This window comes from Acinetobacter sp. KS-LM10 (genome assembly GCF_036896575.1).
GTDB lineage: Bacteria > Pseudomonadota > Gammaproteobacteria > Pseudomonadales > Moraxellaceae > Acinetobacter > Acinetobacter avistercoris.
In genome coordinates this window covers 777,997-793,292 of the sequence record NZ_CP145906.1, presented here as the reverse complement: position 1 = coordinate 793,292, position 15,296 = coordinate 777,997, and the positions used below count along the sequence as shown (strand labels likewise).

Sequence of the window (15,296 nt, the reverse complement as noted above, 5' to 3'; positions counted from 1 at the left end):
TATTATAATAATTCTTAAGATTCAAAATAATTTACATAAGCAACATAACCCGATAAATTGTGTTCTTGATCATCGATACGCGTTCTAAAACGATCATGACGTACATAAAATGCATTTAAAATTTTAACTGGATGCCCCATATACATCGCAACTTCTGGATAAAAGAAACCTGTCCGCTGATACTCAGTCCGTAATTCAATGAGTTCTTTTAACTCTTCAAAACGGGCTTGATCAAGCAAAGAATCATGTCCCAACTCTTTTAAGCGATTCACCATTTTATACGCTGACATCATCAATTCTAAAAACGTGGCATACGCGGTTTTACGCTCTTTAATAAATGTCATATGTTTGAGATAATTATTTAAACCAAATTGAAAGTATTTTTCCTCTGGACAAATTTTGGTTAATTCATTCACACAATAACTCAACCAGTGATCATGATATTTTTCATATTTTTGAGTAATAAAATTCTCAAACATTAACTTTACGGTTTCAAGTAAAGTTTCGTCATGATTGATTTGATACAAGCGTAATAAGGCTAAAGCTGATTCACCATCATAATAAACAATACGGAATTTATCTTTAAGCTCTAAACTTGGATAATCCCATACGTGCTGAGTTTCGCCATTTTCATTGATCATCGTTTTAATGCCAAGTGCGACATTTTCTGCAAGTTTCAAATACTGATCATCACCTGTAATTTCTTGGTATTTTGTTGTCATCAATATAAATGCAGCATTAGCACCGAGTTTGATCTCAGCTTTTTCGTCGTTTCCATCGATCATATAAGCGACGTTATTAGCCGATTCACGATAAAAATGATCAATTGCATATTGTATCGATTTCTGGATCTTCGGTAGATATTCTTGTTTAGGCTGGACTTCAAATGTCTCAATTAAAGAGTATACGGATGTGCAATGTCTTATCGTATTATAACTTTTAATGAGTCGATTGTAGGCTGGAAAATATCCATACACAAACTGACCATCATCCTGAATTTCGGTATGTAAAAATTCAGCATTTTTCTGAATGATAGAGAGAATATGGGATTTTTTATCCGCATCTACCTGCCGCACTCCATTTACCGTGCCGCCCGACTGTAACGTAAGTAACTGTTCATTTTCATAAATTACAGCAACAGTATCAAAAACCCAAACATCCGACATGTTTTTCAAGTCAAAGGTTTTATTCAGTTTAGGGTATTTTAATTTAACCGTATCATTTATATTCTTTTCATCCCAAAAGTTAGGCTGATTATAAACCACACCACGAATAAGCGCGCGACCGTAAATTTCTTGCTCTAAAAAACAGATTTCAAAATTTGAATCGAAACTAATACCTTTACGAAAATGGTTATTATGGGGTTGGGTATTTACATCGTGATCTACTTGCTGCCATGATTTTTTTTCTATATTGGCTGCAATATCAAATTTCAAAAATTCAGGTAAAGCTCTATTTTTTTCGTATAATTTTTCAACAAACTTTAAAGTCCGATTAACTACAGTTTTACGATCCGGCGCTGCAGTATTCCAAACTTGACATCTTTGATCTACTCCACCATAAGAAAAGAAAACAACTTTTATTTCTGATTGTTCGTCATTAAAATTTGAATTCAACCAATCTGTTAATTTACTTTTAAATGCGAAAAATTTAGTTTGAGTATTAATAATCATAACGCTTATATATCTTTATTATAATAAAATCGTAATATTTTTCAGCATACTATAAAGAATTTCAATAGATAATCTAAAAACCCCTCCATATTGTATTTTTTTGTATATGTGAAAATGATTTTATAAATCTAAGATTTTAAAAACCCTTTACTTATAAACAATAAAAAAAGAGGCTTCTAAAAGCCTCTTTTTTTTAAATAATCACATTAAATTTGGTTGTATTTCAAAAACTCATCCAAGCCCAGATTAGTAACGTCTGTATTTTTCAACACAAGCAGCTCAGTAGGATTGTATTTAGTTTCTTGTGCATCGCGATCAATTTTCACCACTGTGTCATTACCACGTTTTTCAACCGTTACATAATCGCCAATATTATTAGCAGTTACGTTTTGATCCTGTAGCAATGCAGTGACATCGATCTTATCGCCTTGAGTTACGCTAAAGTCAGTCCACACATCTGGCTTATTTTGATCCAATGCCTGATTCAATACATCATAAACTACTGTATCGGCACCGGCTCCTAGAGTAAATGTATCCACTGACGCTGAAGCATTAACAGTTTCACTTTCACTGCTTCCAGTAAGAGTCATCCCCACATTAATCTCTAGAGTTGCTGTTTGAACAGAACCTGCTTTAGAAATGGTTGTGTAAGTGAATGTCTCAAGACCACCACTCTCACCAGAGGCTTGATATTCATACGTACCATCTTTATTCACCGTTAACACCCCGTATTTCCCTTCAACAGTAAACTGATTACCGCCTTTTGCAGGGTCATTGATGTATAGCTCTTTTGATCCAATCTTCAAGATATCGATCTGACCTGTCGCTTGATCGTTGGCAAATAAATCACCGTTTGTTGGTGGAGCTGTAACAGATGAAATATCATTGAATACTGTAGCAGTAATCGAAGCATCAGTGATGTAACTATTAATCGAATTAATATTGACTTTATAATCACCAGCTTCAAATGTACTTCCGTTAGAACGTTGAATGTCTAATGTGAAACTCCCTGATGCTATAGATGCAGGGCCATCATAGACAACTGTGTCAACGCCATTTACAGTTTGTATAACTTCAACGTTAACCGTTCTAATAAAAAATGAGGAAGTAATACTACCTTTTAGATTTATTGACTTCGCATATGCATCTTCTTGAATGTTAAACTCAAGTTTTTCACTAGAAGATAAAGAAATAGCTGGTATATTTGCCTCCACTGATATTGAGCTAAAGGTATTCGCAACCACATTAACTTCATTTGAATCATTAGCAGCTGTATTGGTATCTAACTTGATATTCAATACTTCAATCACTGATTGACCATCGGCCTTTTTGACTACAACTTCAAAGCGATCTACAGCACCATAAGGCGGTTTCCATGTTGAAGTATCACTTGGCACTGCAACATCATAAGCATATGTTCCATCAGCCTTAATAACCAATGTTCCATACTGTCCTACAACTGTTACTGCTTGACCTTCAATGAAAAGTTGATCATTGACTTTTAATAATGTATCAGTCGCTTCTGGTGTGACATCCCCAGCTACACTACCTTCAAATGTTGTTGGTTTAGAATAATCATAAACCTCAACTTTTTCTACGCTGGCTGTAGCGCCACCAATTACATTCACTCCACTTGTTTGTTTAATGATGCCGACATAAGTTCCCTCACCAAAACTTAGTGTAACATCCTGAGCCGTACCACCCAACAGCAGTACCTGAACAAATTTTGGAATTTCATGGACTTGTACTAACTGACCCGTTGTTTCATTTAAGCGATAAATCACAAAGCTAAACTCAGAAGCAAGAGTTAGGCCACCAGCAGCACCAGAGAATGAAATATTCTGCGTTGTACCTTCCGCTACAGTAAAGTCCATTACCCCTTCTGTACCAATAATACTTGCAGACAACACATCACCTGCGATTCCTAAGTCAAGTACGCTGATAGCAGTCGCATTTGAAATCTCAATATCAGTACCAGTTAATTCACTGTATTCAGGTGTCACATTCAACAATACTGTATTATCAATGATTGCTTCTTCATCAGATGCAAATCGTGTTAATTCAATATTAAGTTTTGCTGTGGTTTTATCTCCATTTGGCGCAGTTACTTCATACGTAAAGCTATCGACTTCACCATATTTTCTGAAATCACTCTTAACGGTATAACTAAATGTTCCGTCTTTATTAATCGTTAAAGTACCGTATTTACCTTCGATACTAGTTTGACCAGAGTCTGATACAGCTTCTGTATTTCCATTACTTGTAATCCCAGTAATTTTACTTCCCACTGGCACAACATCTTGTCCGTTTTGATAATCAATATCAGAAATAACATTTCCAGAAATTATTCCAGTTACAGCTGTTGGGTTATTGAAGTCATTTACTTTATCTTCAGTAAATCTTAATGTGTATCCTGTAACGAGTGATAAACCTGCACCATTTCCTAAAACAAATAGCCACTCGCCATCGTCTAATTCTCGTTGAACTGTTGGTGAAACACCACCTAAGACGACTGTATACCAGTTTTTGAGAACTTCTTTTTGTTCCCACTCGCCTGTAGTTTCATTTAACTTATAGATGTATAAGTCCATGGTTCCAACAGTCAAACCACCTGCATCTGCATTAAAGCTAATATCACGCGTTGTACCTTCAGCAACGGATAATTGCACTGAAGAACTAAATATACTTTCGAGTATACTTGCATTTAATACTGGACCCAATCCTACTGCACCTACGGTAAATCCAGTAGAGTTTAGAGCTGATGGATTATTATTTGTGATGACCGTTGGATCAATATCCAATACCAATTGCACATCATTATCAGCAGCGACAAATAGCCCTTCAGTCACTTCTGGAAGATCAATATCAACCAACTTATCTAGACGCACTTGGAGGGCATCTTTCGCGAGTTGTACTTCTGCTGGTAATGCCGTCACTTTGGTTTGTGCTTCAGCTTTTGCAGCAATCGCAGCATCACGTGCTTCTGTTAATGCTGTCAGCTCTGTCGGTGTGATTAAGCCATTCGCATTGGCATCCACAAGGGCTTTGTCTGCCGCTGCATATGCTGCTTCGGCCGCTTCAACCGATGCAGTTGCTTCTGTTAATGCTGCATTTACATCATCAACAATACCGTCTTCATCTACATCGTTAACTGTTGGCAAGGTGATATCAACAAGGTCGTCTAGACGCGCTTGGAGGGCATCTTTCGCGAGTTGTACTTCTGCTGGTAATGCCGTTACTTTGGTTTGTGCTTCAGCTTTTGCAGCAATCGCAGCATCACGTGCTTCTGTTAATGCTGTCAGCTCTGTCGGTGTGATTAAGCCATTCGCATTGGCATCCACAAGGGCTTTGTCTGCCGCTGCATATGCTGCTTCGGCCGCTTCAACCGATGCAGTTGCTTCTGTTAATGCTGCATTTACATCATCAACAATACCGTCTTCATCTACATCGTTAACTGTTGGCAAGGTGATATCAACAAGGTCGTCTAGACGCGCTTGGAGGGCATCTTTCGCGAGTTGTACTTCTGCTGGTAATGCCGTTACTTTGGTTTGTGCTTCAGCTTTTGCAGCAATCGCAGCATCACGTGCTTCTGTTAATGCTGTCAGCTCTGTCGGTGTGATTAAGCCATTCGCATTGGCATCCACAAGGGCTTTGTCTGCCGCTGCATATGCTGCTTCGGCCGCTTCAACCGATGCAGTTGCTTCTGTTAATGCTGCATTTACATCATCAACAATACCGTCTTCATCTACATCGTTAACTGTTGGCAAGGTGATATCAACAAGGTCGTCTAGACGCGCTTGGAGGGCATCTTTCGCGAGTTGTACTTCTGCTGGTAATGCCGTTACTTTGGTTTGTGCTTCAGCTTTTGCAGCAATCGCAGCATCACGTGCTTCTGTTAATGCTGTCAGCTCTGTCGGTGTGATTAAGCCATTCGCATTGGCATCCACAAGGGCTTTGTCTGCCGCTGCATATGCTGCTTCGGCCGCTTCAACCGATGCAGTTGCTTCTGTTAATGCTGCATTTACATCATCAACAATACCGTCTTCATCTACATCGTTAACTGTTGGCAAGGTGATATCAACAAGGTCGTCTAGACGCGCTTGGAGGGCATCTTTCGCGAGTTGTACTTCTGCTGGTAATGCCGTTACTTTGGTTTGTGCTTCAGCTTTTGCAGCAATCGCAGCATCACGTGCTTCTGTTAATGCTGTCAGCTCTGTCGGTGTGATTAAGCCATTCGCATTGGCATCCACAAGGGCTTTGTCTGCCGCTGCATATGCTGCTTCGGCCGCTTCAACCGATGCAGTTGCTTCTGTTAATGCTGCATTTACATCATCAACAATACCGTCTTCATCTACATCGTTAACTGTTGGCAAGGTGATATCAACAAGGTCGTCTAGACGCGCTTGGAGGGCATCTTTCGCGAGTTGTACTTCTGCTGGTAATGCCGTTACTTTGGTTTGTGCTTCAGCTTTTGCAGCAATCGCAGCATCACGTGCTTCTGTTAATGCTGTCAGCTCTGTCGGTGTGATTAAGCCATTCGCATTGGCATCCACAAGGGCTTTGTCTGCCGCTGCATATGCTGCTTCGGCCGCTTCAACCGATGCAGTTGCTTCTGTTAATGCTGCATTTACATCATCAACAATACCGTCTTCATCTACATCGTTAACTGTTGGCAAGGTGATATCAACAAGGTCGTCTAGACGCGCTTGGAGGGCATCTTTCGCGAGTTGTACTTCTGCTGGTAATGCCGTTACTTTGGTTTGTGCTTCAGCTTTTGCAGCAATCGCAGCATCACGCGCTTCTGTTAATGCTGTCAGCTCTGTCGGTGTGATTAAGCCATTCGCATTGGCATCCACAAGGGCTTTGTCTGCCGCTGCATATGCTGCTTCGGCCGCTTCAACCGATGCAGTTGCTTCTGTTAATGCTGCATTTACATCATCAACAATACCGTCTTCATCTACATCGTTAACTGTTGGCAAGGTGATATCAACAAGGTCGTCTAGACGCGCTTGGAGGGCATCTTTCGCGAGTTGTACTTCTGCTGGTAATGCCGTTACTTTGGTTTGTGCTTCAGCTTTTGCAGCAATCGCAGCATCACGTGCTTCTGTTAATGCTGTCAGCTCTGTCGGTGTGATTAAGCCATTCGCATTGGCATCCACAAGGGCTTTGTCTGCCGCTGCATATGCTGCTTCGGCCGCTTCAACCGATGCAGTTGCTTCTGTTAATGCTGCATTTACATCATCAACAATACCGTCTTCATCTACATCGTTAACTGTTGGCAAGGTGATATCAACAAGGTCGTCTAGACGCGCTTGGAGGGCATCTTTCGCGAGTTGTACTTCTGCTGGTAATGCCGTTACTTTGGTTTGTGCTTCAGCTTTTGCAGCAATCGCAGCATCACGTGCTTCTGTTAATGCTGTCAGCTCTGTCGGTGTGATTAAGCCATTCGCATTGGCATCCACAAGGGCTTTGTCTGCCGCTGCATATGCTGCTTCGGCCGCTTCAACCGATGCAGTTGCTTCTGTTAATGCTGCATTTACATCATCAACAATACCGTCTTCATCTACATCGTTAACTGTTGGCAAGGTGATATCAACAAGGTCGTCTAGACGCGCTTGGAGGGCATCTTTCGCGAGTTGTACTTCTGCTGGTAATGCCGTCACTTTGGTTTGTGCTTCAGCTTTTGCAGCAATCGCAGCATCACGTGCTTCTGTTAATGCTGTCAGCTCTGTCGGTGTGATTAAGCCATTCGCATTGGCATCCACAAGGGCTTTGTCTGCCGCTGCATATGCTGCTTCGGCCGCTTCAACCGATGCAGTTGCTTCTGTTAATGCTGCATTTACATCATCAACAATACCGTCTTCATCTACATCGTTAACTGTTGGCAAGGTGATATCAACAAGGTCGTCTAGACGCGCTTGGAGGGCATCTTTCGCGAGTTGTACTTCTGCTGGTAATGCCGTTACTTTGGTTTGTGCTTCAGCTTTTGCAGCAATCGCAGCATCACGTGCTTCTGTTAATGCTGTCAGCTCTGTCGGTGTGATTAAGCCATTCGCATTGGCATCCACAAGGGCTTTGTCTGCCGCTGCATATGCTGCTTCGGCCGCTTCAACCGATGCAGTTGCTTCTGTTAATGCTGCATTTACATCATCAACAATACCGTCTTCATCTACATCGTTAACTGTTGGCAAGGTGATATCAACAAGGTCGTCTAGACGCGCTTGGAGGGCATCTTTCGCGAGTTGTACTTCTGCTGGTAATGCCGTCACTTTGGTTTGTGCTTCAGCTTTTGCAGCAATCGCAGCATCACGTGCTTCTGTTAATGCTGTCAGCTCTGTCGGTGTGATTAAGCCATTCGCATTGGCATCCACAAGGGCTTTGTCTGCCGCTGCATATGCTGCTTCGGCCGCTTCAACCGATGCAGTTGCTTCTGTTAATGCTGCATTTACATCATCAACAATACCGTCTTCATCTACATCGTTAACTGTTGGCAAGGTGATATCAACAAGGTCGTCTAGACGCGCTTGGAGGGCATCTTTCGCGAGTTGTACTTCTGCTGGTAATGCCGTTACTTTGGTTTGTGCTTCAGCTTTTGCAGCAATCGCAGCATCACGTGCTTCTGTTAATGCTGTCAGCTCTGTCGGTGTGATTAAGCCATTCGCATTGGCATCCACAAGGGCTTTGTCTGCCGCTGCATATGCTGCTTCGGCCGCTTCAACCGATGCAGTTGCTTCTGTTAATGCTGCATTTACATCATCAACAATACCGTCTTCATCTACATCGTTAACTGTTGGCAAGGTGATATCAACAAGGTCGTCTAGACGCGCTTGGAGGGCATCTTTCGCGAGTTGTACTTCTGCTGGTAATGCCGTTACTTTGGTTTGTGCTTCAGCTTTTGCAGCAATCGCAGCATCACGTGCTTCTGTTAATGCTGTCAGCTCTGTCGGTGTGATTAAGCCATTCGCATTGGCATCCACAAGGGCTTTGTCTGCCGCTGCATATGCTGCTTCGGCCGCTTCAACCGATGCAGTTGCTTCTGTTAATGCTGCATTTACATCATCAACAATACCGTCTTCATCTACATCGTTAACTGTTGGCAAGGTGATATCAACAAGGTCGTCTAGACGCGCTTGGAGGGCATCTTTCGCGAGTTGTACTTCTGCTGGTAATGCCGTTACTTTGGTTTGTGCTTCAGCTTTTGCAGCAATCGCAGCATCACGTGCTTCTGTTAATGCTGTCAGCTCTGTCGGTGTGATTAAGCCATTCGCATTGGCATCCACAAGGGCTTTGTCTGCCGCTGCATATGCTGCTTCGGCCGCTTCAACCGATGCAGTTGCTTCTGTTAATGCTGCATTTACATCATCAACAATACCGTCTTCATCTACATCGTTAACTGTTGGCAAGGTGATATCAACAAGGTCGTCTAGACGCGCTTGGAGGGCATCTTTCGCGAGTTGTACTTCTGCTGGTAATGCCGTTACTTTGGTTTGTGCTTCAGCTTTTGCAGCAATCGCAGCATCACGTGCTTCTGTTAATGCTGTCAGCTCTGTCGGTGTGATTAAGCCATTCGCATTGGCATCCACAAGGGCTTTGTCTGCCGCTGCATATGCTGCTTCGGCCGCTTCAACCGATGCAGTTGCTTCTGTTAATGCTGCATTTACATCATCAACAATACCGTCTTCATCTACATCGTTAACTGTTGGCAAGGTGATATCAACAAGGTCGTCTAGACGCGCTTGGAGGGCATCTTTCGCGAGTTGTACTTCTGCTGGTAATGCCGTTACTTTGGTTTGTGCTTCAGCTTTTGCAGCAATCGCAGCATCACGTGCTTCTGTTAATGCTGTCAGCTCTGTCGGTGTGATTAAGCCATTCGCATTGGCATCCACAAGGGCTTTGTCTGCCGCTGCATATGCTGCTTCGGCCGCTTCAACCGATGCAGTTGCTTCTGTTAATGCTGCATTTACATCATCAACAATACCGTCTTCATCTACATCGTTAACTGTTGGCAAGGTGATATCAACAAGGTCGTCTAGACGCGCTTGGAGGGCATCTTTCGCGAGTTGTACTTCTGCTGGTAATGCCGTTACTTTGGTTTGTGCTTCAGCTTTTGCAGCAATCGCAGCATCACGCGCTTCTGTTAATGCTGTCAGCTCTGTCGGTGTGATTAAGCCATTCGCATTGGCATCCACAAGGGCTTTGTCTGCCGCTGCATATGCTGCTTCGGCCGCTTCAACCGATGCAGTTGCTTCTGTTAATGCTGCATTTACATCATCAACAATACCGTCTTCATCTACATCGTTAACTGTTGGCAAGGTGATATCAACAAGGTCGTCTAGACGCGCTTGGAGGGCATCTTTCGCGAGTTGTACTTCTGCTGGTAATGCCGTTACTTTGGTTTGTGCTTCAGCTTTTGCAGCAATCGCAGCATCACGTGCTTCTGTTAATGCTGTCAGCTCTGTCGGTGTGATTAAGCCATTCGCATTGGCATCCACAAGGGCTTTGTCTGCCGCTGCATATGCTGCTTCGGCCGCTTCAACCGATGCAGTTGCTTCTGTTAATGCTGCATTTACATCATCAACAATACCGTCTTCATCTACATCGTTAACTGTTGGCAAGGTGATATCAACAAGGTCGTCTAGACGCGCTTGGAGGGCATCTTTCGCGAGTTGTACTTCTGCTGGTAATGCCGTTACTTTGGTTTGTGCTTCAGCTTTTGCAGCAATCGCAGCATCACGTGCTTCTGTTAATGCTGTCAGCTCTGTCGGTGTGATTAAGCCATTCGCATTGGCATCCACAAGGGCTTTGTCTGCCGCTGCATATGCTGCTTCGGCCGCTTCAACCGATGCAGTTGCTTCTGTTAATGCTGCATTTACATCATCAACAATACCGTCTTCATCTACATCGTTAACTGTTGGCAAGGTGATATCAACAAGGTCGTCTAGACGCGCTTGGAGGGCATCTTTCGCGAGTTGTACTTCTGCTGGTAATGCCGTTACTTTGGTTTGTGCTTCAGCTTTTGCAGCAATCGCAGCATCACGTGCTTCTGTTAATGCTGTCAGCTCTGTCGGTGTGATTAAGCCATTCGCATTGGCATCCACAAGGGCTTTGTCTGCCGCTGCATATGCTGCTTCGGCCGCTTCAACCGATGCAGTTGCTTCTGTTAATGCTGCATTTACATCATCAATAATACCGTCGTCATTGGCATCGTTCACTGTTGGTAACGTAATATCAACCAACTTATCTAAACGGTCTTGTAGTGCATCTTTATTTGTACTTGCTGGTAGTAAGTCCACTTTCGCTTGTGCTTCAGCTTTTGCAGCAATCGCATCATCGCGTGCTTGGGTTAAATCAGCCAGTTCTTTCGGCGTGATTAAGCCATTTGCGTTGGCATCCTTAAGTGCATCTTCCGCAGCTTTATAAGCAGATTCTGCTTTTCCAACCGCTTCTTTAGCTACTTCCAAATCTTTGTTGATCGGTGGTTGAGGTTCAACATTATCTGATTTATTTTTATTAGAACCAGACATGTTATCTGCAATGATCACAACACCAGCTGCTAATCCAGCTCCTATCCACCAAGGTGAAATTCCAGAAGAAGTCGTACTCCCAGCAAGTAATACATCGATTGAATCTAGTGGGTGATATTTAATGGTAGATGCAATTTCATTTGCTGCATCAGTAAATTCAGCCCAATAAAGCTGACCATCGTCTTCAAAAACAATTTGATGACTATTAGCAGGATCATCAAAATAACTTTCAATTATTATTTGTTCACCATTTTTAAGCGTGATTACAGCACTGTCACCTTCTCTTCTTATATTTAATACTTCTTCATATGATATTTTAACTTTAACTACAGAGTTTTCCTTTAATATTATTTTATTTAAATTGGTACTTTCAATAACAGTACCAGTCCCTTTTGAAATAATGTCTAAAGTTGGCATAATGTATCCTCATTGTTTATTGTGATATTCGTTACCTCATATTCTTTTGTAGCAGATGTTTCCCATATGTAAACATAGAGAAAATCAGCAACTATTTAATATAAATAAACAATGAATTTAGTAAATTTAATCCAATTCAAATCAAAATATAAGTTATTGTTTTAATTAAATGTAATTAGTGTGAATTATAACAACATAGAAGAATATAATAATTACATAATCTCACTTAAAATAATTTTGTTGACCAGTTACTCATTAATATTAAATTTTAATAAGCAATGAAATGTTTACATAAAGATCACCAAATGTTTCATATATTTACATGAGTAACATTTATACAACAATAGGCATGTATTCGGCCTACTAAGCCAATTTCTAGATATCATTCATTAAAATTTATAATAATCAAAATATTAGTTAAAATATTTCAATAAACTCTAAAAATTAAAACACAAAACATTACTTATTTTTTAATAAAAGTTTGCGCCAAAACACGCACCAAATTGACGCAATATGAATATTAAAAACACAGTGACTGACCAAATGTTACAGATTTAAAGAAAAATAGTGAGTTCAAAAAATATAAAAAATAGGAATAGCACTTAAATAAGTGAGAAATAATTCAATTTATTTGTGCTTTATAACAATTAGAACACTTGTTAATTTTTAATGATTAATTATTTTAAATTTTATTTTTAGAAATATTTATTTTTTAATATATATAAAGTAAAAACAAAAAAAGCCGAGTTTAAACTCGGCTTTTTATCTTTAGTATTTAAGCGGGAATACGAAGAACTTGACCAGGGAAAATATCGTCTGCATTCTTAAGTAATGGACGATTTGCTTCAAAAATTTTATTATATTGATTTGCATCACCATAAAATTCTTTTGAAATTTTAGACAGATTATCTCCAGATTTGACTGTATAAAACTTACTCTCTGGTTCTGGTGATGACACCGTTAATTGATCATCTACTTGAGCAACATGATCTACGTTACCAACAGCCAAAATAATTTTTTCACGATCAGCTTGTGTTTCTACCTGACCTTTGACTGTCGCTAAATCTGTTGTTCCATTATAAGCAACAGATAAACCAGCAACAGGTAAACCTAATGCCTTGATATGACCTAATAATTTGTTCGCCACTTCTTGAGCAGATGGCTCAGCGGGAGTAGCAGGTGCAGCTTGTTGCTCAGCAGGAGCTGTATTTTTTTTACCGATGCCTTTAACAAAATCAAAAAGACCCATTGTTGTTCTCCGTATATGCATTAAAGTTAGTATTTTTTGTAAAACGTAGTGAAATGAAACTTGCTCTATTTTTATACCTAAATTTGTACATGCGCTAAGTTGTCTTTGGTCAGTTAAACGTAAACATATGTAATTGTATTTGTTATTCGCATTGGATATATCTTGATCTATTTTTGGAATGTCTTCGAAATAAGGGCAATTATTAGATCAAAATTACAGCGTATCATTTAAATGATTTTATTCAATTAAATGTAAAAACATCAGTTCAACAATCATTGATGAACTTTTCTGAATGGCTAAAAATGCTCAATAACAGTTTATATAAATAAGTAGTAATAAATTTTTTCGATTGTTATTTTTTGAAATTAGATCGTTTTTTTCGAAGGGTAAAATCACAGCATTGTTAATAAAAACTTTAAAATATACTGTGAATTTTACAATTATCCTTTCTCACATCATAAAAATAGTCAGTTTGATGTATGACTGAAAATTTAGTGATTATTTTGATAATTATAAAGTTTACATTAACAACAAGAGATGATTAGACTACTTTCATAACTCCTTTTGCACAAAAAAACTCATCATTAGTATTCCTTCATTCTACTTCTCTCAAAGGAAGAAGCGATTTTCACATATCAATTTATTGCCACTTATTGCCCATTCTTTTTAATCTGGCCTCTGAAGATCATATGAGACACATGAAATTCAAAGGAGCACGTTTTATTTTATTCTTAGATTATCGTTTGAATCATTTACAGCATAATATGATGAGATGAATGGATAATTAGAAAATTAAATCTCGTTTAAGTAACTCATCAAATCTGAAAATTTCTGAATTCTATGTTTCGGTGCAGCTGCTGTTAATTCCTCATCTGAACCGTATCCATATTCCACAGCTATCGTTTCGATTCCATTTTTGCGCGCACCAAAAATATCATGCTCTCTGTCACCGACCATCAGACATTCTGCTGGATTTAATTGCTCTTTTTCTAAAATATACGCAATTAACTCTGCTTTGTTGGTTCGTTCTCCGTTCAACTCACTGCCGTATGGATAAACAAAGTAAGTCAATAAATCAAAATGCTCTAAAATCTGTCGAGCGTACACTTCAGGTTTAGCCGTCGCTAAAAAAAGTTGATATCCATGTTTATGCAAAGCTTGTAAAGTTTCTTTTACATCATCGAATACATGATTTTCAAATAACCCCGTTACTGCAAAACGTTCACGGTATCCCAGCAATGCTTGTTCTGCCAAAATGTCATCTTCAGAAACGTTCAATAATTTTGCCAATGATGCTTTTAAAGGAGGGCCAATAATCCAATCAATATTTTCATGATCAGGAATAGGATAACCTACTTTATTTAAACCATAACGAGCTGAAGTGGTAATCCCCACTTTTGGATCGGTTAATGTACCATCGAGATCAATTAATAAGTTTTTAATCACAGCTTATCCCTATACCTGCTATTTCTATAAAAATACTGTCGAGACTTCTCTCAAAGTTGCCTATACTAACGTAAATTCGTGATTCAAGGACACTGATGTGCGCCCTACTGTACTTTGTTTTTCTGGTTTAGATCCATCAGGTGGTGCTGGTTTGCAAGCAGATATTGAGGCGATCGGTCAAAGTGGTGCGCATGCTGCGATTGCGTGTACAGCACTGACTGTACAGAACTCACAACAAGTATTTAGTTTTGAGGCGACATCAAAAGAGTTATTACTCGCTCAAGCCAACGCAGTCATGATTGATTTACCGATTCAGGTCGTGAAATCTGGCATGCTCGGAACAACAGACAATATTGCTGCTCTGGCTGAATTTTTACGACAGCATTCTCATTTGAGTTATGTACTCGATCCAGTTTTAGTTGCAAATAGTGGTGGTTCACTCGGTAATCAAGCCACACTGGTTCAAGCTTTCGTAGAATTAATTCCATTGGCAGATTTAATTACACCAAATACGGTTGAACTTCGCGCTTTGACAGGTTTAGAAGATCTAGAACAAGCGACCACACAATTATTTAAAATGGGTGCAAAAGCGGTTTTGGTTAAAGGTGGACATGAGGATACCCCCGACTATATCAAGAATACATTATTTGAAAATGGCAAACTGATTTCTGAAACGAAATGTCCCCGACTTGAAGGTGAATATCACGGTTCAGGCTGTTCATTAGCCAGCTTTATTGCGGGCCGAATGGCGATGGGTGATAGCGTCAAGAATGCTGTACATCATGCTGAAACTTGGCTTTTTGGTGTACTCAAACAAGCAGATAGTCCCGTTCCAAACGGTCAAAAAATTCCAAAGCGCTTTTAATCGACAATCACTAGCCCTGTTCATTCAGGGCTAGTGATTTATGAATCATTTTTATCAAAATTGAACATCTTCATAAAATAATAGACTTCTTTTCATCAGTCATTTTTACACAACACATCCTC

Annotated in this window: 5 protein-coding genes; 1 reads left to right on the top strand and 4 read right to left on the bottom strand. The window is 40.1% G+C overall.

Annotated elements, in window-relative coordinates; all coding sequences use genetic code 11:
* Positions 1 to 14: 14 nt before the first annotated feature.
* The 4 genes from V5M36_RS03560 to V5M36_RS03545 all read right to left on the bottom strand — a co-directional run bounded on the left by V5M36_RS03560 (position 15) and on the right by V5M36_RS03545 (position 14,309).
* Positions 15 to 1,673, bottom strand: a complete 1,659-nt coding sequence (locus tag V5M36_RS03560; protein WP_338562085.1) for a poly alpha-glucosyltransferase — start codon at positions 1,671 to 1,673, stop codon at positions 15 to 17.
* Positions 1,674 to 1,879: 206 nt separating this feature from the next.
* A complete protein-coding gene (locus V5M36_RS03555) occupies positions 1,880 to 11,614 on the bottom strand; it encodes a BapA/Bap/LapF family large adhesin (protein WP_338562083.1) in 9,735 nt (3,244 codons plus the stop codon).
* Between the two features lie 775 nt (positions 11,615 to 12,389).
* Positions 12,390 to 12,863: a peptidoglycan-binding protein LysM gene (lysM, locus tag V5M36_RS03550; RefSeq protein ID WP_338562081.1), complete on the bottom strand. Its 474-nt coding sequence runs from the start codon at positions 12,861 to 12,863 to the stop codon at positions 12,390 to 12,392.
* Positions 12,864 to 13,655: 792 nt separating this feature from the next.
* On the bottom strand, positions 13,656 to 14,309 hold the full coding sequence (locus tag V5M36_RS03545) for an HAD-IA family hydrolase (protein WP_338562079.1): 654 nt from the start codon (positions 14,307 to 14,309) through the stop codon (positions 13,656 to 13,658).
* A 97-nt stretch (positions 14,310 to 14,406) separates the two neighbouring features.
* On the opposite strand from V5M36_RS03545, the gene V5M36_RS03540 reads away from it, so the two are divergent.
* Positions 14,407 to 15,174: a hydroxymethylpyrimidine/phosphomethylpyrimidine kinase gene (locus V5M36_RS03540; protein WP_338562077.1), complete on the top strand. Its 768-nt coding sequence runs from the start codon at positions 14,407 to 14,409 to the stop codon at positions 15,172 to 15,174.
* The last annotated feature ends 122 nt before the right edge of the window (positions 15,175 to 15,296 follow it).

Excerpts from the sequence above, each read along its gene's own strand:
- V5M36_RS03555 (WP_338562083.1), bottom strand. The coding sequence starts at position 11,614 with ATGCCAACTTTAGACATTATTTCAAAAGGGACTGGTACTGTTATTGAA.
- V5M36_RS03560 (WP_338562085.1), bottom strand. The coding sequence starts at position 1,673 with ATGATTATTAATACTCAAACTAAATTTTTCGCATTTAAAAGTAAATTA.
- lysM (WP_338562081.1), bottom strand. The coding sequence starts at position 12,863 with ATGGGTCTTTTTGATTTTGTTAAAGGCATCGGTAAAAAAAATACAGCT.